This window comes from Calothrix sp. UHCC 0171, from assembly GCF_034931845.1.
Classification (GTDB): domain Bacteria; phylum Cyanobacteriota; class Cyanobacteriia; order Cyanobacteriales; family Nostocaceae; genus Brunnivagina.
Window position 1 is genome coordinate 64008 of sequence record NZ_JAYGHN010000001.1, and the last position, 22163, is coordinate 86170.

Annotated in this window: 22 protein-coding genes; 6 read left to right on the forward strand and 16 right to left on the reverse strand. The window is 39.3% G+C overall.

Annotated elements, in window-relative coordinates; all coding sequences use genetic code 11:
* Window positions 1–165: 165 nt before the first annotated feature.
* The 4 genes from VB733_RS00215 (at window position 166) to VB733_RS00230 (ending at window position 5348) form a co-directional block, all read left to right on the forward strand.
* Entirely contained in the window at window positions 166–414 is a 249-nt protein-coding gene (locus VB733_RS00215) for a hypothetical protein (protein ID WP_323338108.1), read from the forward strand.
* 101 nt (window positions 415–515) lie between these two features.
* Window positions 516–3620 carry a phosphoenolpyruvate carboxylase gene (locus VB733_RS00220; RefSeq protein WP_323338109.1) on the forward strand — a complete coding sequence of 1035 codons (3105 nt, stop codon included), beginning with the start codon at window positions 516–518 and terminating at the stop codon, window positions 3618–3620.
* Between the two features lie 129 nt (window positions 3621–3749).
* Entirely contained in the window at window positions 3750–4004 is a 255-nt protein-coding gene (locus VB733_RS00225) for a hypothetical protein (RefSeq protein ID WP_323338110.1), read from the forward strand.
* 213 nt (window positions 4005–4217) lie between these two features.
* Complete coding sequence (locus VB733_RS00230; protein WP_323338111.1) at window positions 4218–5348, forward strand: glycosyltransferase family 4 protein; 1131 nt, start codon at window positions 4218–4220, stop codon at window positions 5346–5348.
* Here the strand turns inward: VB733_RS00230 and VB733_RS00235 are convergent.
* Entirely contained in the window at window positions 5326–5712 is a 387-nt protein-coding gene (locus tag VB733_RS00235) for a hypothetical protein (protein WP_096614947.1), read from the reverse strand. The genes VB733_RS00230 and VB733_RS00235 overlap by 23 nt on opposite strands.
* On the opposite strand from VB733_RS00235, the gene VB733_RS00240 reads away from it, so the two are divergent.
* Together VB733_RS00240 and VB733_RS00245 are read left to right on the forward strand one after the other, a co-directional pair.
* Window positions 5711–5839: a hypothetical protein gene (locus VB733_RS00240; RefSeq protein ID WP_323338112.1), complete on the forward strand. Its 129-nt coding sequence runs from the start codon at window positions 5711–5713 to the stop codon at window positions 5837–5839. The two genes, VB733_RS00235 and VB733_RS00240, sit on opposite strands and share 2 nt — an antisense overlap.
* A 200-nt stretch (window positions 5840–6039) precedes the next feature.
* Window positions 6040–6339 carry a DUF4090 family protein gene (locus tag VB733_RS00245; protein ID WP_323338113.1) on the forward strand — a complete coding sequence of 100 codons (300 nt, stop codon included), beginning with the start codon at window positions 6040–6042 and terminating at the stop codon, window positions 6337–6339.
* A 38-nt stretch (window positions 6340–6377) separates the two neighbouring features.
* On the opposite strand, the gene VB733_RS00250 is transcribed toward VB733_RS00245, so the two are convergent.
* From VB733_RS00250 to hpsB, 15 genes are all read right to left on the reverse strand, one after another.
* Window positions 6378–6983: a nucleoside triphosphate pyrophosphatase gene (locus tag VB733_RS00250; protein WP_323338114.1), complete on the reverse strand. Its 606-nt coding sequence runs from the start codon at window positions 6981–6983 to the stop codon at window positions 6378–6380.
* 59 nt (window positions 6984–7042) lie between these two features.
* Entirely contained in the window at window positions 7043–7588 is a 546-nt protein-coding gene (gene psbP / locus VB733_RS00255; RefSeq protein WP_323338115.1) for a photosystem II reaction center PsbP, read from the reverse strand.
* Between the two features lie 250 nt (window positions 7589–7838).
* A complete protein-coding gene (locus tag VB733_RS00260) occupies window positions 7839–9236 on the reverse strand; it encodes a PP2C family protein-serine/threonine phosphatase (RefSeq protein ID WP_323338116.1) in 1398 nt (465 codons plus the stop codon).
* A gap of 769 nt (window positions 9237–10005) precedes the next feature.
* A complete protein-coding gene (locus VB733_RS00265) occupies window positions 10006–10185 on the reverse strand; it encodes a hypothetical protein (RefSeq protein ID WP_323338117.1) in 180 nt (59 codons plus the stop codon).
* Window positions 10186–10246: 61 nt separating this feature from the next.
* A complete protein-coding gene (gene ftsY, locus VB733_RS00270) occupies window positions 10247–11968 on the reverse strand; it encodes a signal recognition particle-docking protein FtsY (RefSeq protein WP_323338118.1) in 1722 nt (573 codons plus the stop codon).
* A 164-nt stretch (window positions 11969–12132) separates the two neighbouring features.
* Window positions 12133–12771 carry a transcription antitermination factor NusB gene (nusB, locus tag VB733_RS00275; protein WP_323338119.1) on the reverse strand — a complete coding sequence of 213 codons (639 nt, stop codon included), beginning with the start codon at window positions 12769–12771 and terminating at the stop codon, window positions 12133–12135.
* A 103-nt stretch (window positions 12772–12874) separates the two neighbouring features.
* Window positions 12875–13660: a DUF502 domain-containing protein gene (locus VB733_RS00280; protein ID WP_323338120.1), complete on the reverse strand. Its 786-nt coding sequence runs from the start codon at window positions 13658–13660 to the stop codon at window positions 12875–12877.
* 908 nt (window positions 13661–14568) lie between these two features.
* Window positions 14569–15435: a glycosyltransferase family 2 protein gene (locus VB733_RS00285; protein ID WP_323338121.1), complete on the reverse strand. Its 867-nt coding sequence runs from the start codon at window positions 15433–15435 to the stop codon at window positions 14569–14571.
* 227 nt (window positions 15436–15662) lie between these two features.
* Window positions 15663–16499: an HpsJ family protein gene (locus tag VB733_RS00290; protein ID WP_323338122.1), complete on the reverse strand. Its 837-nt coding sequence runs from the start codon at window positions 16497–16499 to the stop codon at window positions 15663–15665.
* Window positions 16500–16768: 269 nt separating this feature from the next.
* Complete coding sequence (locus VB733_RS00295) at window positions 16769–17497, reverse strand: TIGR04282 family arsenosugar biosynthesis glycosyltransferase (RefSeq protein ID WP_323338123.1); 729 nt, start codon at window positions 17495–17497, stop codon at window positions 16769–16771.
* A gap of 122 nt (window positions 17498–17619) precedes the next feature.
* On the reverse strand, window positions 17620–18183 hold the full coding sequence (locus VB733_RS00300; protein ID WP_323338124.1) for a type II secretion system protein: 564 nt from the start codon (window positions 18181–18183) through the stop codon (window positions 17620–17622).
* A 270-nt stretch (window positions 18184–18453) separates the two neighbouring features.
* Complete coding sequence (gene hpsE, locus VB733_RS00305; RefSeq protein WP_323338125.1) at window positions 18454–19446, reverse strand: hormogonium polysaccharide biosynthesis glycosyltransferase HpsE; 993 nt, start codon at window positions 19444–19446, stop codon at window positions 18454–18456.
* 112 nt (window positions 19447–19558) lie between these two features.
* Window positions 19559–20233, reverse strand: a complete 675-nt coding sequence (locus VB733_RS00310) for a type II secretion system protein (protein ID WP_323338126.1) — start codon at window positions 20231–20233, stop codon at window positions 19559–19561.
* A 27-nt stretch (window positions 20234–20260) separates the two neighbouring features.
* Window positions 20261–21409: a hormogonium polysaccharide secretion pseudopilin HpsC gene (gene hpsC, locus VB733_RS00315; protein WP_323338127.1), complete on the reverse strand. Its 1149-nt coding sequence runs from the start codon at window positions 21407–21409 to the stop codon at window positions 20261–20263.
* Window positions 21397–22143: a hormogonium polysaccharide secretion pseudopilin HpsB gene (hpsB, locus tag VB733_RS00320; RefSeq protein ID WP_323338128.1), complete on the reverse strand. Its 747-nt coding sequence runs from the start codon at window positions 22141–22143 to the stop codon at window positions 21397–21399. Before hpsB ends, hpsC begins: the two co-directional genes overlap by 13 nt.
* Window positions 22144–22163 lie beyond the last annotated feature (20 nt).

Here is a 22163-nt window from a genome sequence, read left to right on the forward strand (position 1 = left end):
TATTCCACTATGAATGTTTTTTAACATTTTGTGATCCTCGCAGCACAACCAAGTCCGCGAAAATAGTTTTGAGAAGCATTGATTTTACGAGGATTAAACTCACCGAAATTCAATCTGGTCGTTTTCTTTTTGTTTCACTTAATCCTACAACAACTGAAAAAAGCAATGCCTGCCAACAACTCTAATTCTTCCCATCGCGATTCTGATCTGAGTAATTTACATCTAGGTTTGTTAGCCATCCCTCAATCTTTCCTCCTGCAAATAGGTACAGCTTCAGTTCTCATGCTGGTTTTAGCACAGAAAAATGCAACTGCAACCCTAAATGCCATTGGCAAGGCTAGCGAAGAGGTGTTTCGGGGCGATCGTTTACCAATTTTGGACTTTCCCGACAATCGTCAAACCAATGACAGTTAAAAAGATACAGGTCAATTTCCAAACTTTGTGGTACTTTCCCTATCCATAAATTTCAAAATCAAGAATAATAACCTTTTATCGGTTCTACTACGACAGAGGATATGAGTTCCCTTTTATACTCTTCTATTCGGGATGCGAATGCCTACCCAGCTTCCGATTTATTTCTACGCCATCGCCTCCAAATCATGGAGGAGTTATGGGAAACCGTGCTGCGGCAAGAGTGCGGTCAAGATATGGTGGATTTATTGCGTAAATTGCGTGATTTATGTTCGCCAGAAGGACAAGCGACGAATGACCAAGCTTCCTCTGTTTTTAAGTTAATCGAACAACTGAGTATTAACGATGCAATTCGCGCCACCAGGGCATTTGCACTGTATTTTCAGTTGATTAATATTATTGAGCAGGATTACGAACAGAAGGAACAGCTAACACGCTACGAAGCTGAATCAGCAGCACCAGCAGAGGAAGTTTTACCAAATATTTCCCATTTGCACACCCATGCCCACCCAGAGGAAGGTTTTCCTGTCAATAGTGGTTTGGGAACTCAGATGTTGACAAAAAGTTGGCGACATTCTGAAGATGATGACAAGCAAAAAGGTACTTTTGCATCATTATTTCCGCAGTTGTTTAAGCTTAACGTTCCGCCACAACTGATTCAACGATTAATAGCACAATTAGATGTGCAGTTGGTGTTCACAGCGCACCCTACAGAGATTGTCCGCCATACAATTCGCGGTAAACAACGACGAGTTGTGCAATTATTGCAAGAATTTGACGCTTTAGAAAAGCGTTTAGGTGGTGCTTTTGGGGCAAATAATTGGGAAGCCGAGGAATTGCGATCGCAGTTAGTTGAAGAAATTTGTTTGTGGTGGCGAACTGATGAGTTGCACCAATTCAAGCCTTCGGTGTTGGACGAAGTTGACTACGCATTACACTATTTCCAAGAAGTTTTATTTGATGGCATTCCCCATTTATACCGCCGTTTAAAGCAGTCTTTGCAGGCGACATTTCCTTGGTTAGAACCACCAAGCAAAAACTTTTGCACCTTTGGTTCTTGGGTGGGTGGAGATAGGGATGGAAATCCCTCGGTGACACCGGCGATTACTTGGGAAACTGCTTGTTACCAACGCAATATTGTTCTCGAAAAATACATCAAATCGGTTAAAGAACTGCGGGAATTACTGAGTGTATCAATGCAGTGGAGTGATGTACTTCCCGACTTACTGGAATCCCTAGAATTAGAACAATCCCAACTCAGCGAAATTTACGACGAATTGGCACTGCGGTATCGACAAGAACCATACCGACTCAAATTGTCATACATTCTCAAACGCTTAGAAAATACCAGGGAACGTAATTCGGCACTCCAAAAAGGCGAAATCCTCAAAGAGGAATCAAAACCTCTTTACCATTCGGGAGAAGAATTTTTAGCAGAGTTGCGGTTGATTCAACGCAACATCACCGAAACCGGATTAAAGTCCCAACAACTAGAAAACTTAATTTGTCAAGTTGAAATTTTTGGGTTTAACTTAACCAAGCTCGATATTCGCCAAGAATCCTCCCGTCACTCCGACGCAATTAATGAGATTCTGGAATACTTGGGAATCCTCAAACAATCCTACAACGACTTATCTGAAGTTGAACGAGTTGCCTGGTTAACAAGTGAACTGAAAACTCGTCGTCCCCTTATCCCCGCAGAATTGCCATTTTCCGAGAAAACCAACGATATTATCAAGACTTTCCGCATCGTTCGTTCTCTACAGCAGGAATTTGGTTACAATATTTGCCAAACCTACATTATCAGCATGTGCCGCGAAGTCAGCGACGTATTGGAAGTATTACTACTTGCCAAATCAGCTGGACTTTTTGACCCAGGTACAGCAATTGGTACTATTCAAGTAGTACCCCTGTTTGAAACCGTCGAAGATTTGCAAAAATCTCTTCAGGTAATGCGTCAGCTATTTGATCTGCCATTATATCGCGCCTTGCTAGCTGGTGGTTTTGCTGCCATTGAAAAGGAAAAAGCGGAATCAGAAGAAGGTAAACAAGCTGTTTCTGCTTCCCTTTCCCCCTCCCTCCCTCCCTCATCCCCCCTGACTCCTAACTTGCAAGAAGTGATGTTGGGATATTCCGACAGCAACAAAGATTCAGGATTTTTAAGTAGTAATTGGGAAATTCACAAGGCACAAAAGTATTTACAGGAAATTGCAGAAGGATATGGTATTAATTTACGCATATTTCATGGACGTGGTGGTTCCGTAGGCAGAGGTGGAGGTCCAGCATATGAAGCTATTTTGGCGCAGCCAGGGCATAGTATAAATGGACGCATAAAAATTACCGAACAAGGTGAAGTCCTAGCGTCAAAATATTCATTGCGTGACTTAGCCTTATATCACCTAGAAACAATTACCACCGCAGTAATTCAAGCGAGTTTATTGCGGACAGGCTTTGACGACATCGAACCCTGGAACCAGATAATGGAAGAATTATCTGCGCGATCGCGTCAACATTATCGTGCTTTAATCTACGAACAACCTGACTTTATTGACTTTTTTCACCAAGTCACTCCCATCGAAGAAATTAGCCAGTTACAAATCAGTTCTCGTCCTGCACGTCGTCCTTCCGGCAAAAAAGACTTAAGCAGTTTGCGGGCTATTCCTTGGGTATTTAGCTGGACGCAAACCCGCTTCTTGCTACCATCTTGGTATGGTATGGGTGCTGCTTTGCGGGAATTTTTAGATGAAGAGCCAGAAGAACATCTCAAATTGCTGCAATATTTCTACATCAAATGGCCATTCTTCAAGATGGTAATTTCTAAGGCAGAAATGACCTTGGCAAAAGTAGATTTACAAATAGCCCAGCACTACGTTCAGGAATTATCCCACCCTGAAGATAGGGAGCGATGCCAAGGAGTTTTTGACCAAATTGCTCAAGAATATTACCTCACCCGCGACTTAGTGCTAAAAATCACAGAACATGCTCATCTACTTGATGGAGACCCCGTTTTGCAACGTTCCGTGCAGTTGCGTAATGGTACAATCGTGCCGCTAGGGTTTATCCAAGTTTCCCTACTCAAGCGCTTGCGAGAATCTAAAAAGCTGAGTACATCTGGAGTGATTCACTCACGTTATAGCAAAGGAGAATTACTTAGAGGTGCATTATTAACTATTAATGGGATTGCTGCGGGGATGAGAAATACTGGTTAATTGATTGGTGAGATTTTGATTGTCACCAAAAATTTGGGTTTAAAGCCCTCCTAGGACAGCTTTTGATTTGATGATTGTGTTATCTTTCGTTCTAAGCATTGCCAACTCACTATTACCAATTCACCAAATATGACCAAAAAACGCACTGTAATTTGTTCTTTTATTGCCATCACATCAGGTATTGTTGCCGGATTTGCAGGCTGGCAAATTACAATGCATTTTCGCAGCCAACATTGTCAAAATCAAATTTTGGGAGTTAAAGAATTGTGCAATGTTACGGTGATTCCTGGTGCAATGTGGCAAGGTAGTATTGCAGGTTTGTGGACAGGGACGATTTTAGGTGCTTTTGTAGGTGGCTTAGTCACCCGTCACAAATATCATTAAGTCAGCAATTCAGAGATCATTTATAAAGTAAATATTAAAGATAGTCGTGCAGGGAGAAACCCGGTTTCTCACCAAACAATCAGATGATGCTCGATACTTAAATTCAAGAAACTGGGTTTCTTTGGTCTTAAGGTTTTCTTTATACATAACCTATGATTCAATGATTAATTAAGTTAACTCTATTAGCTGAATCTGGTGCTGGGTTTATCTAATATGTTGAAACATAGAATCAAGAATTCTTTACAAGTCGTTTTTTTATGGGATTGGGAAGACAATCCTTATAAAACATTATTAAAAAAGCATTTAAATAATTTGGGAATAAAGGTAGAAGATTGTGTTTGGAAGTCATCAGAGCCGCCTTTATTTTTGAAAAAGATATTACCGAATCTCAAAAAAAATTTCGATATTTTACATTTTCAGACCTTACATCCCTTCATTCTCCCTAAAAATGCGAATACTAAAATTAGTATTATTCTCAAAATAGTTTTATTTATCTATCAATCATTAATCCTGAAAATTCAGGGAATTAAACTGATTTGGACAGTACATGAATGGTCGAACAAAGTTGATACAACAAATAACTTTAATCGATTACAGGGACTAATTTTAGGTTATTGTTTAGATGGAATTATTACACATTGCGATCGCACCAAAAAAGAAGTTGAATCCAAGTTTTTGCTCACTAATAAATCCAAAGTCCATGTTGTTCCCCATGGGAATTACATCAACTATTATAAAAACGAAACTGAGCGCTTAGATTGCCGACATCAACTAGGTATATCAGCAGAAAATATTGTATTTCTAATTTTCGGATATATTTATCGCTACAAAGGAATTTTAGAAACTATAGATTGTTTCCAACAGCTAAATGAAAATCACAATAATATCACTTTGTTAATTGCTGGGAAACCATGTGAAGAGAATCTAGAAGAATTAATTAATCATCGTATTCGTGAATCTCCCAATATTTTATTTTTCCCCGCAGAAATTGCCGATGAGCAAGTGCAAATTTATTTCAATGCCTGCGACTGCGTTATTATCCCCTACAAGGTATTTACAACATCAGGAGTAGCACTTTTAGCCATGTCATTTGGGAAAGCCTGTATTGCTCCATCCGTAGGCTTTTTTGCAGATATATTGGATAATTCTGTCTCTTTCCTCTACGACTCCAACGATGAAGAGGGTTTATTAAAATCCCTGCAAGCAGCAGTAGCCAATCACGAGCAACTGTCGGCAATGGGCGAAAATAATCTGCAACTAGCAAATCAATACAATTGGGACTCAATTGCTCACAAAACCCTCAAAATCTACGAGAAGTATTTTACCCATCTGCGGAGGCAGTAGGTGCCTCCAAATTCTTCACCGCAGTCCAAGAATTAGTGCTAGTGTCGTAACAGTACCAAACTCCCTGTTTGACATCGCGATAGCAAAAGAGCGATCGACTACCAGCGCTAAAATTATCTGTCAGGTAATATAAAATACCACGAAATGGATAGGTCTTACGACTTAAACGCTTGGCAACAGCCTGATTTGGACATTCTACGACAAATACTGGTAGCTCATCTAAGTGTCCTAATGAGAAGAAACACATCCGTAGAATTGCCCGCAACCAACTTTCTGAGCTATCAAAATAGTCATCAATAATTTTATTGGTTAGAGCTTGCTCCAGAGAACGATTTTCTATATCTGGAGCATCTGGATTGGACATGGCACCACCTTATCAATACACCTTGAGGATGTCATTGATATCTTATTCTGGAATTTATCCAGATGCCAACAGGTTTGTGGGTGAGGGGAAGGGGAAAGAAGGAATCGCCGAAATCATGACGATATAAACAGACACAGAGAGCTAGTGGTTTGCCAACCCAGAATTGACGGGTTGAGATTGACTCGGAGATACTGAGACGCGGTGACGTGGAGAAATTTTAATTGTAAGTGATGAGGCGAACATCAATATAATTCCCCAGAGATGATATGTCTCAATTATTGGCACAACATTGGTAAAATTCAAGGTTGAAGATGATACAAAAAAACCATGTCTGCTGAAACAAACCAAGCTACAACCAAGGGTGCTGATGCAATTGATGAAGCGATCGCACGGGGGATTGATTTTGATGGGACTCCGATTCCTCAAGCGAAACTGGATTTATACAGTAATGTGATGGCACTGGAAGCCAATCGTCAGCGTAGCGGTGTCTCCAATACCATGCGATCGCGTATTGTGCGAATCGGAGCAAAACATATTCCCCAAGCTGAACTTGATCAAATGCTTGCTGATGCTGGCTTTGCCACTCTCAAAGAAAAAGAAATCGCTTTTTTCTATGGTGGTAAATAGTTAACAGGTATTGGGTATTGGTTATTGAGTCCCAACCATTAACCATTACCTGAATTCCAAAAATCAGTCACTCCGTACCCTAAATCAGCCAGCATATGCCGCAGCAAAGGTAAACTCAAGCCAATCACATTACTATGACAACCGTCGATTTTCTCGACAAACACGCTTCCCTTACCTTCCAAAGCAAAAGCACCGGCACAATTGAGCGGTTCTCCGGTGGCTGCATAAGCCTGAATTTGCTCATCGCTAACATTCGCAAAGTGAACTTTGGTGATTTGGCATCTAACTAACATCCTTTTTTGAGTAGTGTCAATTAACACATGTCCTGTGAGCAAATCACCAATATTCCCACGCATTTCTTGCCAGCGTAAAATTGCTTCTTCTATATTTGCTGGTTTGCCATGAATTTCACCATTCACAGCCAATACTGAATCACAGCCCATCACCAAAGCGGAATTAAACTTCGGCGTAACTCTCTCAGCCTTACGTTGTGCTAGCACTTGTACTAATAATACTGGATCACGAGATTTAACTTGAGATTCATCAAAATTACTGACACAAATAGTTGGTTCGATACCAATAGATTGCAATAGTCGCTTACGTGCTGGGGAAGCGGATGCTAGGACAAATTCTGGAATACCCATGTTGAGAAGAAGGAAAAGGCGAAACTAAGAAAAAAATTGGAATTCAGAACTAAGCAATTTTAATAAACTTGAAATGAGTCAATTGACTCTTCAATCATGCGTTTGACTTTTGACCAACGTTTCTCTGTGACAGAAGCATTGAGAGTAAACAATTTACCACGACTAACGGTAACACTGGCTAAATTGTGACGTTGTTTATTATTGGGAAGCTTAATTAAATATTCAAATTTGTAATATTTTTTGCCATTCAATTCCCTTTCGGCGGCATCGACTAATTCAGCTTCCCGCCCCGAACCTTCAGGAGCAAGGGCATTTTTTCCTAATTTATACCCTACTTCTCCAGGTGTTCCTAGCTCAGATAGGGTTTTTCCTCCGGGAACTGGGCTAATCACCACAGATACGTTTTCTGATGGCTCAATAATATCGTGGAATACGACATCGGGACCATTAGCAACTTTAACCTGTACCCAACCAGTTGGGTATGTAAACTCGTAGCCATCATCTGTATCTGCAAAACTTTTGAGTCCAGCCGCCACTGCCATATTAGAATAGCTAAAATTTAAGCTAAAAACTAATAGAAAAATTAATCCAATTCTTTTCCACATTCGTTTTATTCCTTGGGCTGGGAGCAACCAGAGAGTTACGTAACATATCTTTAATATTCTCCCATCAAGAGTGATTTTGTGAAAGAGACGTGATGAGGCGATCGCAGATAATACCGCAGGTATTCAGATTGTGGCGGCTATGCTGAACCCAATTGGTTTTTAGGCTGGTAAAGACATGGTCAGTTGAATCAACACCTCATCCGAAGCTTGTTAATTATACTTAGGGTTTGCTTGTGAGACTCACTAATTATTACTTGACTTGCAACACAACTAACGTCATATCATCAGTGTTTTGCTTCTCACCACCGATGAAATCCTGTACCTTATTAAACATATAATCAAGTATTTCTTGAGGGTCACGATAAATGCGACAAGCAATGTTCAGTGCCTCAATAAGATTCTCTTCATCAAAGCGATCGCCACTTGCAGATGCCGCATCCGTCATGCCGTCAGTATAATAAATGACAACATCTCCTGATTCTAATAAGGCTTGTCCATCTTCATATTGACTGTTGGCATCCAAACCAATCAGCATTCCTAAAGTATCTAAGCGGGTAACTGTTTTTGTCGCAGCGTGCCACCATAACGGAGGATTATGTGCAGCATTGCTATAGGATAAAATTTTGGTATCGGGGTCAAATTCAGAATAGAACAACGTCACAAAACGGTTGGAATTTTCCAAGTCTGCATACATAACGCGATTCAAATTCTGTAAAATTCGTCGTGGTGGATGACCATGTAAAACTTCACCCCGCAACATCCCCCGCATCATTGTCATAATTAAGCCAGCCGGGACACCTTTTCCCATGACATCCCCGACAACCAAGCCCCAACGACCGATTTCTTCAGAGGCGATCGCATTTTTACCACTGGGTTGAATTTGGTCGTGATTGGTAGGAATAAAATCATAATAATCACCGCCAACTCGGTTAGCTGGTTTACAACGTGCAGCTAGAGCAACACCAGGAATTATCGGACATTGACGTGGTAAAAGTCGCCTTTGAATTTCCGCACCAATTTCTAATTCTTGATCAAGACGTTCTTTTTTTCGCAGTTCAACTGCTAATTCGTCGTTTTCAATGGCAACTGCGGTTTGATCTGCAACCAAGCGGACTAACTTCTGCCGTGTTTCTGTCCAAGTATAATCGGGGTCGCGGCTCAAAACATATAGCCATCCACGTTCATTATGCTTTACTAATATTGCTGTGCCGAAAATCTGCACATCTGGACCTAAGCAGCGATGCATTTGGTCATCCAGCATCCCTGTTGTAGTTGTCGTTAATGGCACAGTATTGGATAGCAATGCAATTTGACTACTGGCTGTTTCCAGTGCTTTACGAATATCTTTACGTTGACGACTATCTTGCCAGTGCAACTGTTCTAATCGTACTTGCCCATTAGGTTTGTAGAGAAATAAAGCACTGCCGTCAGCGTCAGTTACTCTTGTTGCCATCAACGGTATTAATTCGAGAAACTGATTCAAATTGTTAAAACTTCTCAGTGCAAATCCCAACGAACTGAGTAAGTCTTGAATTTTATTTTGTTCACGATGTAGCCTTGCCACAAGTTCTTTCAGCGCGACGACGGGGGTGACATCCGTAGTGGCACTGTTATTACTATCAGTAGGTTGGGAGGGTGGTTGAGGCACAGGCGTTGTTTTAATTTATTTAATTAAATATTGCAGGATTGTAAGTAGGACTTTAATTTAGCTTAATTGGGGTGTGATTTTACCTATTATTGCTAAACCATATTGGACAAAGTTTGTGATTTTAGCAAGGGTATAAAGACGTAGTGTAAAAATTTTATAAGTCTTTCATTTTCGGATTTAATTTCTTAATAATTATCGGCAGCAAATTTAGTTATTTGTACCCAACCACAATTCCTGAATATATAGTATTTGCGAATATGTAACTAGGGTGTCTTATATATTTGCACAATGTCTGTTGCACAATTTCTGTTTCACATATCATATACCTGGGAGGGAAAATAAATTCAAAATCAAGCTGCTGATTTATTGCCATATTTATTAGGGTTTGATAACTAGCTTTTGCTCAAAGATGTTTTAGGGATTACAGGTTAGGGGTTTATGGGGACTATTTTTAGAGATATTAAGTGATTTTGCCAGAATTATTGATATTTGGCGGATGAATATTTGTGGATATTATGTATGTGTTTGGCTATTTAATGTGAAATTCTAGCAGATAAAGCTAGATTTATCGCGATCGCTAATCCGATTGGCTACGCCTCAAGCTGGTTGTGCGTATCAGAGATTTCAGAAAGATAATACCAGAAACTTTGAAATATTCAATTAATTAGTTGTGAAATAATAATCAGAATCAACATTAATGAATTTATTCTGCTGATTGATTGTGGCAAACTAGTGGTTTGCCAACCCAGAATTAACGGGTTGAGATTGACTAGGAGAGACGGAGACGCAAAGACATGGAGATTTTTGTCCCTGCAAAGTTACTTTGGTGAACTACTAGTCTGTCAATTTTGTTTTGGGGGATTTTTTGGTAGTGCAAAGAGGAGTTTCCGGGGAGATATTCTTCACGGGAAACTCTGGGACATCTTGTCCGGGTGAGCGAGACGCTCACACTACAGTCCCTTATTTCAACCCTGACAGACTACTACATCCTGATTCGCACATCCTGACTGCTAGCCACTTAATAATGCTTCAACAAATTCATAGCTGGAAAAAGGACGTAAGTCTTCAATCCCTTCGCCAGCACCGATAAAACGAATTGGTAAACCAAGTTGTTTGACAACTGCAAGGGCAACACCACCTTTGGCTGTTCCATCAAGTTTGGTGAGGACTACTCCGCTTAATTGGGCTGCTTGGGAAAAAACTTCAGCTTGCCGCAAGCCATTTTGCCCTAAGGTGGCATCGAGAACCAATAGTGATTCTACTTTGGCGTTTGGAGCATTTTTATCGATAATTCGACGGATTTTGCTGAGTTCATCCATCAAATTTTTCTTATTTTGTAAACGCCCTGCCGTATCTACTAATAGTAGTTCGATATTACGGGATGTTGCCGCGTTTATTGCATCAAAAACTACGGCTGCGGGGTCAGTATTTTTGCCAGGATTGGATACTACTTCTACACCACTGCGGCTTCCCCATACTTTCACTTGTTCGACTGCGGCAGCGCGGAAAGTATCGGCGGCTCCAATCAGGGTTTTATAGCCAGATTTTTGGGATAAGTGGGCAAGTTTGCCGATTGTAGTTGTTTTTCCTGCTCCGTTGACACCCGTCATCAACCAAATATTCAGGGTTTCTTTTTCCGGTGCGAAAACTGATTTTTGCGATTTTTGGATGGGTGTATCGAGCATATTCCGAAGGATTTGCTTCAGATATGCGATCGCAGCGTCGGGAGGTAATACTTCTTCTCGTAGTTTCTGTTGTAAGGTATCAATAATAAAATCTGTGGCTTCAACGCCTACGTCAGCTTGCAGTAATAATGCCTCAATTTCCATTACTGCCGCTTGGTTAAGTGGTCCCTGTCCAACAATTGATTTGAGTTGGTTAAGGAGATTGCGACGAGTTTTATCTAAACCCTGGCGTAATTTTTTCAGCCAGTTAATTTCCTCAATGGAAATATCTTCAGGGCGACGACCCTGGGCTGCCAGCACTTCCGTAGACCACATAAACCCTTCATCGAAATTCAAGTCCGGGATTTCTGTTGTGGTTTCAATATTGTTTTCTGGTTGTGTTTCTGGGGCTGTCGGTGTTGTAGCTGTATTGTAGGCAACACCGGGTTGCATTTCCAGTTCGGGAAATTCGATCGCACTGGCAATGAAACGTTCTTGTTTGATTTCGCGTTCAGCTGCTGCCCGTTCTAGGAAGGATGAAGTTGCTGGTGTTAATGTCTCGGAAGTGTTTGTTTCGGAAATATTCGTTTCAGAAATCTTTGTTTCGGAAATATTAACTTCAGGAATATTTTCAGCAACTTGAGTTGTGATGATTTCGGTTTTCGGAGTCTCGATTTCCGTTGCTATTGTAACTGCTGCTGTTGGTTCATTAATGTTCTCATCTTGAATATTTTCATCTTGAACTTCAGGCGATCGCGTTTCGACTGTTTCCGTGATGGCAGCAACTTCTTCAGAAATTTTCTCTTCTAATAATGGCTTATCTTCAACACTGTCTGTTTGCTGTTTTTGCTGAATATTTTTATAGGCAGCTTTAGCAAATGCCAACATATCAACAGTATCCGATGCCGAAACATTAGGTGTTGATTCAGCAGGCGTTTCTGCTTCGGTTGATTTAACTTCGGATTCTTGGGTTGGGGATTCTTGGGGTGAAGAAGTTTCTGGTTCTTTCCCAGTCGAAGGCTGTTCGGAAGATTCGTTATATTGACGGCGAAACCAATTAAAAACCATTGCAGCTAGCAGTATTAGTTGTTGATTATCAAGAAAGAATACAGTCGTCAGAAGTCAGAATATAGTTGTCAGAAGCCAGAATACAGCAAATGTTGATTCTAAAGTCTAAATTCTAAACTCTGAATTCTAAATTCTGAATTCTTTATTTCCACATTACCAACGAATTAACTAGATTTCACGGGTTGTTTTTGTTCGGTAACTCGCCTTAAAACCCCATTGATAAAACGGTGTCCATCGGTTTCACTGTAGCGTTTGGCAAGTTCTACGGCTTCGTTGATTGCCATTCGGGGATCTAATCCCATAAATCGCATTTCGGTGACAGCGATGCGTAAAATATCGCGATCGATTTGGGCGAGACGGTTTACTTGCCAATCAATTAAGGCTTGAGAAATTTCTGCATCAATGAGGGTTTGATTCTCATTTACGGTACGGACGATTGCGATCGCATAGTGGGCAACTTCTTTATCTTGGTTAGCAAGTTGAATTAATTCGGGAAATTCAATTGCTGCTCCTAATTTGTTGATTGCGGCTTGGGTGTAGGTTACAGCTTCTTTGAGCATGTTGCGGGCTGTACCTAAGTCACTGGCACGGGTTTCGCTAGTTAATAGGCGATCGTTACTGCGCTGCAATTCGCCAGCTGCATTGTCGAGGGTGTCTTGAACTTCGGAACGAAGGGTACGAACGGCTGCGAGGACTAGTTTCGGTAATTGTTCTTCAGTTAATTTTTTGGGGTTTGTTGGCAATTGGCTCAGACTCAACAACGCCAATTCACGGGCAATTTGACGGGGTTTACGTTCTTGCATAGGGGTAAGTAAGTTTGTTTAGGAGGAGACTGTGTAGCCGGAAACATAGTAGAGTTAGACAATTAATAATAATTCGATTGGTCGTGATTTTGCGGAAATTATTCTAAGTTTCTTCCACGGGGATTGTTTTTCGCTTGGTTTCGGTAAGCTGAATTTCGGCTAGGGGGATTTCAACTTTACGTTCTTTAGCCATAACAAGCTGTGGTAATTGCGAATTTGGGGCAACAATACCGCCAGAAACTACTATTTTGAAGGCATCTTCGATTGATATTGACAGGTTAATAACTTCATCTTCAGGAATAACTGCATACCATCCGGTGGTTGGGTTAGGAGTTGTGGGGATAAATACACTCAGCATTGGACGCGACATTTGTGATTGAATATCGTTGCTAATAACACCAGTAACAAATGCGATCGCCCAAATTCCGCGTCGAGGATATTCGATTAAAATGACTCGGCGAAATTTACCATTGGAATCTTTTAAAATCGTTTCCAATAACTGTTTCAGGGTTTTATAAACCTGTCCGGCTAGAGGAATCGCTTGTAAAAATTTCTCGCCAAAATCTAGTAACCACCGCCCCGCAATATTCCGAGCCATTAAGCCAATTGCCAGAATACTCACTAATGGTACAGCTAAACCAACTAAGAGGTTAAGTATGTTTACCAAAATAGGATGTAATCCATCAAAAGGATTAAGCTGTTTAGGGACTTGGGTGAGAAAATTAATTACCCAATTAGCAATAGTAATCGTCAGCCAAATTGTTGTTGCCAGTGGAATCACAACCAATAATCCAGCAATCAGGTCATTTTTTAAGTCCTGCTTCAAGCGATCGATTACCAAACCCTGACTCTCCTCAATTGAGCTAGTAGAATTTTTCTTATTACCCATATAAGCAAATTTGTCAACTATAACATCCCATATTCGGATTCTGCTGATAGCGATACCCCTTAGAGGAGTGAGTTTCACTATCAAACAGAAATTTCAGCCCTAGCATTTAATAAAATGGCAACTTGAGTATGTGATTATATGCAATTGAAGTAATTACATCACAATTACTTTAATCCCTCACCAGTTAATCATCTATCGTGCTTTTCATTTTTTCATTTGTACCTTTGAAGGTGGGTGGGAAGGTATTCCCTACCCGGCAACTCTCTAGACTCTATGTAGTTGAGTTGGTTGTGCAATGAAAAGATTTTTGTGGAAATAAAAGCTCTGGCTGCCAAAAAAAGAAAATACGCTAAACATTCAGCCAGTCAGCTAGATATTAAGCTATGTTAAGTCCAGTAAATACACCTCAAAACAAATGGCAATAAGATAATAAGATGCAGACAGCAACCAGCACTCTGCTTTTAATTGCTGATTGTTTCAGACTTGTAAAAGATTGTTGCAAGTCTTTTAATGATAATACTAATACTACCTCACCAGAGCAAAACCTGCTGAAGCTTACTAAAACAAGGCTTTATCAAACTTGAATCAATGTTGAGAAATTATGATTGTGGGAAATTACACCAGCTACTTCTCAGAATTCTCCGCTAAGTATTAATTTATATGAAAAATATTTGGGTTAGGCATAGGCTATTGAGTCTGTTCTCCCTCTAGCTTGAAAGAGTCATTCGTCATTTGTATTCTCCGCGTCTCCGTTTCTCCGTGTCGGTCTTTCATGCTTGGCGATGAAATTTTTTCATCGGCACTGCCTGAGTCCAGGAACCCGCCAAAGAAACTTTTTAGGGATAAAATTATTGGCATCCCGTCAATTGGAACTGGGCAAAAACCATTCTCGACTTAATATTCTCAATTTAATATTCCCGACTTCCCACTCCTTCCAATATTTTCACATCCACACTAGTTTGAGGCATGTGCTGGATTTCCCAAACTTTGAGTAAAATCAAATATTCGTAAAAAGCCTGTAAAGTACACCAAGCAAAGCCTGCGCGTCCATCCCAACAACCACCCAAAAGAAAATACATGTAAATAAATCGTACTATTGGTCTGGCTGGTAAACGTAATGATAAATCTTTCAGGGCGCGACGACGTTCTACTTCTGACTGTCCAAAGATTAAATCTTGCCATTTGACGCTGCCATTTTCCAGTTGATAAACTGTCTCCTTGGCTTCGTCTGTAGAGTAACGATTGTGCTTATCAATCCAACGGCTTAAACCTTTACCAGAAGTATAATGCGGGTAAGTTTCCTTTAAAAAGCTGGTTGCGCCATCGCAAACTTCCCGTTCCGTATGTCCGTAATCGCTAAACCAAACTTTACCATGTCGAAATAATCGCATTTGATAGCGTGGATACTGGGTGCTTCTGCGAATCCACTTATTCATAAACATGACTCGTTCGGCAATATAGTAACCAATAAAGTCAGATTGTTGACTGGCGGTAATGCACTCAGCAAACAATTCTGGAGTCATGCGCTCATCAGCTTCCAGTATATAAACCCATTCATATTTAGGGGCAATATTTTCCAGCATCCAAGTGCGCTGGCGACCGTGGCTTTCAAATGCATGTTTAACAACGCGAACTGGGTAACGACTGGCAATTTCCACTGTGCGATCGCTGCTACAGGAATCCACAACAATAATGTCATCAGATAAACTTGCAGATTCGATACAAGCAGCAATATCTAGTTCTTCGTTATAAGTCAATATGTAAATTGATATCATTTTATACTCAGATAATATTTAACTTATAGTATCAAATACTACTTTGACTGGGGTAAAGTTTAGGTAAAGCAACAATAATAATAAATATTTTTATAATTTTGAGATAATTTTGAAATATTGCCATTGAGGAAGAAACCTGACGGGGCGCAATCTCCTGCACCCCTGAGAAGGCAAAATTGATTAGATTCGGAACATTTATTTTTGGGTATGACCAAATTGGCGAAGTATTAGCGTGCGGCAACTTTACGTGTGCTACCTTGTCCGAAACCCATACTTCTTAAGCCAGTCCAGCCGATGATAATGTAACCAATCGATAACAACAAACTGCTGATCCCAATCCGCAAACCAGACTTCCAAGCGCGGTCTTTGGCTTGTTTTTCAGCTTCTTCCTTTTGTTCACGAATTTGGCGCTTTTGCTGCTCTGCTAATTGTTCAGGATTACTTTGTTGAGCAATAAATTTATCAAGTTCCTGGGGATTCGCCTTAAATTTCTTAAGTAATTCTTTTTGCTGCGCTGGCAGGTTTGGATTTTCTAACGCTTGCTTGTATTTTTGCTCATCCTTAAGCAGTTCTGTAAATTGAGTTTTAACTTGATTCTTTTGTTTTTCAAGTTCCGCTTTAACTTGTTCATTTCCAAGTTGAGCTTTTACTTGGGATAATTGACTATCGAGTTGTGTTTCAGCTTGTTCTGCGCGTTTACTGATTTGCTCAATAGTTTGATTGCTCGCTTGACGAATATTATTCAAATGCAAAGGAAAAATGAGCAAAAACATCAAACCTAAAAGGCTGGATATTACGAGAGCAGGCATTCTTAAGTCAAAACCACCAAATCCATCGCTATTAAAGCTATCTGCCCAATATCCCGCAAATAGCATTCCTAAACCCACCAGTGGAACGATTCCTCGGTCAACTAATGCGGTTGCCAAGTTAATCTGCCATTCCTTATCTGTAGGTTGGAAGGGAAATAGCAAAAGCAAAAAATCGACCGCGAAGGACAAAATCAGGATAATTCCGACAATCTTGAGAGTGCGGGAAGCTGTCGTTGCTGCAAAACTGTTATTCATAATTTTTCTGTTGTTGGGCAGTACAAGTTATTGCCATATTTCAAGTTACTGGAATATTGTTCCCGTAACTCGATCTGTTCTTTACAGTTGGGGCAATAGATTTTTCGATAGTAGTAAATTTTGACCTTTTTACTCGAAACTACACCACGGTAACATCTGCTATTGAGCCTGTCCTCAGAAAATACTCAGTTCTTAAATACACTGGTACTTAGGATTCAGGAATGGGAGAGGGCGAGAGGTGAAAATTTTGTGGAAATTTTTCCATTTTTCTATTCTTCTCCGTGTCTTGGCTTCCCTCTATCCTTACTTTCACTTGCCATTCTTTGTGCATTCCAAATCTCCAAATCTTCGGGTCGATCAATATCAGCTAGCGATCGCAGATAAGTGATTGATAATTTGAGCTTTTGGGCAATACCTACTGTCTGTGGAAATACTTGCGAAGTTCCCCAATCGATATTTTGAAATAATTGGGAAAATATATCTGGAATAGAATCTCGCAAACCGATTAAATAATAGCCACCATCGAGGGCAGGTCCCAAAACTAGATCAGAGTTATCGAGATATGCAAAAGCTGTTTGTAGAAGTTGGGGGTCGATCGCCGGACAATCTGTACCAATGATAATAGTTTTTTTTGCACCCAAACAGAAAGAATCAGAGAGCGATCGCGCCATTCTCGTACCCAAATCGCCTTCTCCTTGGGGCTGATAGATTAAGTTATTATCTAATTTCTGATCTAATTTTTCACCAAGTAAAGTCTCACCCAACCAAGCTTGCATTAGTTGTAAATTACCGCCAGTAAACCGAATTTCTACTGATATTTTTTCTAATACTTGTAATTTTTTAACTGTAGATAAGGTGTGTTCTGTCATTTGGCGTTGTAGATTAGCTGCGCCTTCCGCACCAAGAAGCGGTATCATCCGAGTTTTTGCTCGGTGTGGTTCTGGATAGCGAGTAAATACAATTAGATGTTGTTGAGATAATCTAGCTGGCTTTTGCACGAGATGATGGAATGCGATCGCTTAGGTTCGCTTAAGTATAGTATCTTATTTATTACATCTGAGTGAAAAATAGGTTTTGTTGAGAATCTGGCAAGATAGCAGATGTTATCTCAGAATTTTTGTTAATAGCAGTACCTGCCATTTGCATCCGGTTTATCGCGGTTTTTACTAGTGCGGATTGCGCCTAAAATTGTGGAGATGATAACGCAACGTTTTGGTATTTCTGCACTAGCTAATGTTGTAGAATCACTAAATGGTTTTAAAGTAATTCTTCCCAGTTGGGGGATAACATGACCTTGATAATCAAATTGAACTTGGTAAACATTAGCATTAGCTTTATTTTTTTCCAAAGTTGTCTCAGCAATATCAATGTCAACACCTGAGTCGAGATTATTCCAAAATACCTCAGAGACTGTTTGATTGATGGGATGAACAGCCCATTGAACGAGATTATTCTGTTTGCGAAAGCTTGCTTGCCAAGTAAGTTTGGTCTTTTTTGCCTGACTTTGTGCTTGGCGTATTGCTTGATATGCTTGGTCTTGGGCTGCATTGAGGCGACGAGTGTTGATAAACTGGAGCCAAGACGGAGATGCGATCGCTGCTAAAATTCCAATTATTGAAACCACGACCAAAGTTTCTATTAACGTGAAACCGCTATTAGAAGAATTATTATTATTTTTCAACATGATGAGAATGGTAAATGCATTGGATAAATTATTTTGGGTAAATGCGCCTAATTAAAAATTTAGGAGATGGCAATAACTGATATGCTATTTGCGAAATCAGAGGTTCTGTATAAAGTAAACCTTAAGACCAAAGAAACCCGGTTTCTTGGATTTAATTATCGAGCATTATCTGACTTTTTGATGAGAAACCGGGTTTCTCCCTACGCGACTATCCTTAATCTTTACTTTATAAATCGTCTCTAATCCAATTTTGAAATATTCTTGACCTATCTATTGATACCCTGAAGACTGGCTCCTATCCTCTGATTTGAGATAGCCATTTCTCCATAGATAAAAAGGACTAATCAAACTACTAATAAATAATTGCAGTTCACAGGCAGCAACTAATTCTTTTTTCACGGAAAAGCGATGTTTAATTAAATGAAATACTATTTTACGTAAGTCATTAATTATGTAAATAATACTAAAAAATGGTCTTGCCCAAGGTTGAATATCGACCATTCTTGTAATATAGCGGCTCAACCCAATACCACGAAAGAATGGAATCAAGTAATCTTTACTCAAGCGCCATTTTGGTATTTGGTGATAAATTTCCATTTTTGGATTGTACCAAATTTCCCATCCTGATTTTTGAATATAAGATAGCATTTCCGTATCTTCACCAGTGAGCATATTGCCATTTGCTCTACCAGTTAAAATGGGTTTTTCGGGAACACTATTTATCCAAGCTTGTTTACGAATCACTAAACCGGCAGATGGAGGTAATAGTTTTTTATTTTTATCATATAAAAGCGGTATATCACCACGTTCTGTAATTGCTAAAAATGGTGTAATTCGCTGAAAATTCGTAGGTGGTTCAACTTCCCAAGCCGGATGAATTTGACTGGCATAAGCACCGATTTGAGGATTTTGTTTGCCAAAAATATAAGCTTGAGCAACCCAATCAGGTTCGGGGTAATTATCATCATCCAGAAACCCAATAATTTCACCTTTTGCTTCTTTGATAGCACGTTTGCGAGCATATGCCGCACCCTGTTCTGCTTCAAAACAATATTTCAATGCATAGGGAAAACGCCAATTAGCTTGGTAACTTTTGACAACTTCGGCTGTATTATCTGTGCTGTTATTATCAATAACAATAATTTCCCAGGATAAGTTGTCGGTGTTTATTTGTTTTTTTAGTCGTTCCAATAGTTCTGGTAAACGTGCAGAACCGTTATAAGTAGGGATTGCGATGGTAAAGTCGATATTTAAAGTATTCATTGTTATTTTTGGGTACAAAAAAAGCACCTAATAATTCAATTTTGAATCTTAGATGCTAGTTTTAAGTTCAGTATTATGACTGATTTTTTAAATTATTTTTCTATGAAAATTACTAGTTACAATTTTGGTCTGTCGAACTGTTGTCCTGGGCTGTTCTTATTCCACCCAACAGAGTTTCAACTATAGTACAGTATTTTACATTACTTCGTTGTGTTGGATTTCCTGTTATTGGTACTGCAACAACAACTTTCAATGGTGTATCTGCACCAATCGGTAAACTACCATTGTAGTCAAAAGATATTGTTTTTTCATTATTATCAATTCTATTTAAAGTAGTAGTTATATTTTTCCCATTTATATTAGTACCGATCCATACTTGTGTTGAGTTTACTCCTACTTCATTTCCTAAATTTTTCCAGTTCGTAATATTAGATAATGGAATAGAGTCAGGATAGATTGCAAATTTGGGTATATTACTATCAAGCTTAAAACTAACATTATATCTAAGCTTTGTTTTTTTTGCTTCTCTCTGAGCCTCTTGTATTGCACCAAAAACAACATCGTTTACTTTCTTGACACGTTGCCGATTTGTGAAAGCTAACCAGCTTGGGGCAGTGATAGCTGAAAGAATACCAATAATTATTACCACCGCTAACATTTCTATTAGTGTAAAACCATCACTTGATATAGAGCATGATTGATTAAAATAATGATTTCTCAAAAACTGATTTTTAAAATAAGAAGGTAGCTTATTCCGCCCATCTTTTTGCACAATATTTAATAACATTTGTATTACCATATTATCTTTGGCTTATTAATTAACACCAAGAAAACCACGAGCTTTGATTTGAATACTAGCAGTCGGAAAATATTCAGATTGATTAGATTGATATTCAGCACCAGATACAAATCTAGCCTTTGCATTACCTCTAATAAAGACTTGTGCTACATACTTACTAGAATTAACACAGACATAAAAACTTCCAGTTTGTAATGCAGTAGGTGCTGAATTTGTTCCACTATATCTTGGGATTTGCTGTTCATCTGGGTTACAAGCAGGTGGTGGTGCCCCTTGAACAGTTGTAGTTTGGTCTATAAAATCAATTAAAGGGATTTGTTTGTTAATAGTTAAGTTGTAACTCTCTGAATGCTTTGTCCAAGTACCCAACTTTTTCTTTAAGTCACCTTCTAAAGATAAATTAAAAGGCATAAATCCTGGGCTTGGAGGGAGAAGATATTTAACGCTTTTTGTAGTTCCATTAATTGTTTCTGTTCTTGTAATGCTTCCTCCTTCATCACGGATACCATCTCGAATTTCCCAGCGTTCAATTCGCGCAGTAGTTGAATTCCAAGTAGGGTTATTATCTTTCACCAAATAATATGCCACTAGAGAATAGAGCATATAATCTTGATTGTTGCAGATATTTCCGGACAATTTGACCAAGCATCCAACTCTCTGCTGTTGGTTATTCACAGTCACATTTTGGTTATTATCTAGAAAATAACGCTTCCAAAAAACTAGTACCGGAACTTTTGTTGTGTCTGTTGGATTAGGTAATTGATTAATTATCCCTGTAATATTTTTGGTTGAATCTGTAGGATCGGTTTTTCCATAAATACCATCAGCATCATAGATATATATTGCCTGTTCCATATCTTGTGCGATGTAGTCTAATGCTCCCTGAACCTCTTGCTCTGATGAAGTTTTTGCTTGTTCTCTACGATCTGTATCTAAGATATTAATCATGAAAGTCAGTAAAGGCGTTATCACTAAAGTCGCAACTATCATTGCAACCAAGAGTTCGATTAGAGTAAAGCCTTGCTGTAATGGAACAGACTGATTATGTTGTGTTCGTTCTTTAAAGAGATATATGAGTATATGTTTCATTGAGTGCTTTTCCTTTTTAGTTTTCACCCAGACAAATTGCAATTTAGAAAAGTGACAATCTTCTATTGTTGACAACCGCCAAAACGCTCACAATAGTCTTGATATTGTGTAGTTTTAGAAGCAATTTCTGTTGTCATTTCAATCAGAGGCACTTGACGACTACTTAAAGCAGCTCCCGCACCTCCGACAGAGGATGTTTTGGCATCATTTGCCTTCTTAGTTTTGAGAACTGTACCATTGAAAGCATCGGCTCGATACACCCGAATTCCTATTAGGTATCCTTTTTCTGAGTCATCAATAGTAGTATCGGTGGTACTACGAAATGCTTGAATGATAAGGTCTTTACCATTATTGTTGGCACAGCCAGCATTTTGATCACGATTGATGCAATATAAGCTTGAGGTAGTTGTATTGGAACAATAACCATTAATGGGTGAATTACAGGAAAGGGAACTAGTAGGTGCATTAACTCCTGAAAAATTACCTCGCTTTGAGTCAAAAGTTTTACTAGTCGTATTCACCTCATTTAAAACGATAACTTGTTTAGGAACTTCGATCGCACCAGACCTCACACCATCAATATATGCTCTGGCTGCTTGTGTTGCTGATTCTATTCGCTTTGCTTGGACACGATTCCCCACAGAAATGAGAATTGCAGGGGCAGTTGCACTTAGGAGGATAGCAACTACTATGATCGCCATTAATGACTCAATGATTGTAAAACCTGGTTGACAAACTTCGGTAGCCTTAAATCTTACATTTCTAATTATTGGGTTAATGTATCTGCTAAATTGCTCAAAGTTAATCATTTTGTTTCATCCAACCTTAT

Coding starts and splice junctions, on each gene's coding strand:
- VB733_RS00215 (WP_323338108.1), top strand. CDS start 166: ATGCCTGCCAACAACTCTAATTCTTCCCATCGCGATTCTGATCTGAGT.
- VB733_RS00220 (WP_323338109.1), top strand. CDS start 516: ATGAGTTCCCTTTTATACTCTTCTATTCGGGATGCGAATGCCTACCCA.
- VB733_RS00225 (WP_323338110.1), top strand. CDS start 3,750: ATGACCAAAAAACGCACTGTAATTTGTTCTTTTATTGCCATCACATCA.
- VB733_RS00230 (WP_323338111.1), top strand. CDS start 4,218: ATGTTGAAACATAGAATCAAGAATTCTTTACAAGTCGTTTTTTTATGG.
- VB733_RS00240 (WP_323338112.1), top strand. CDS start 5,711: ATGGCACCACCTTATCAATACACCTTGAGGATGTCATTGATATCTTAT.
- VB733_RS00235 (WP_096614947.1), bottom strand. CDS start 5,712: ATGTCCAATCCAGATGCTCCAGATATAGAAAATCGTTCTCTGGAGCAA.
- VB733_RS00245 (WP_323338113.1), top strand. CDS start 6,040: ATGTCTGCTGAAACAAACCAAGCTACAACCAAGGGTGCTGATGCAATT.
- VB733_RS00250 (WP_323338114.1), bottom strand. CDS start 6,983: ATGGGTATTCCAGAATTTGTCCTAGCATCCGCTTCCCCAGCACGTAAG.
- psbP (WP_323338115.1), bottom strand. CDS start 7,588: ATGTGGAAAAGAATTGGATTAATTTTTCTATTAGTTTTTAGCTTAAAT.
- ftsY (WP_323338118.1), bottom strand. CDS start 11,968: ATGGTTTTTAATTGGTTTCGCCGTCAATATAACGAATCTTCCGAACAG.
- nusB (WP_323338119.1), bottom strand. CDS start 12,771: ATGCAAGAACGTAAACCCCGTCAAATTGCCCGTGAATTGGCGTTGTTG.
- VB733_RS00280 (WP_323338120.1), bottom strand. CDS start 13,660: ATGGGTAATAAGAAAAATTCTACTAGCTCAATTGAGGAGAGTCAGGGT.
- VB733_RS00285 (WP_323338121.1), bottom strand. CDS start 15,435: ATGATATCAATTTACATATTGACTTATAACGAAGAACTAGATATTGCT.
- VB733_RS00290 (WP_323338122.1), bottom strand. CDS start 16,499: ATGAATAACAGTTTTGCAGCAACGACAGCTTCCCGCACTCTCAAGATT.
- VB733_RS00300 (WP_323338124.1), bottom strand. CDS start 18,183: ATGTTGAAAAATAATAATAATTCTTCTAATAGCGGTTTCACGTTAATA.
- hpsE (WP_323338125.1), bottom strand. CDS start 19,446: ATGAATACTTTAAATATCGACTTTACCATCGCAATCCCTACTTATAAC.
- VB733_RS00310 (WP_323338126.1), bottom strand. CDS start 20,233: ATGTTATTAAATATTGTGCAAAAAGATGGGCGGAATAAGCTACCTTCT.
- hpsB (WP_323338128.1), bottom strand. CDS start 22,143: ATGATTAACTTTGAGCAATTTAGCAGATACATTAACCCAATAATTAGA.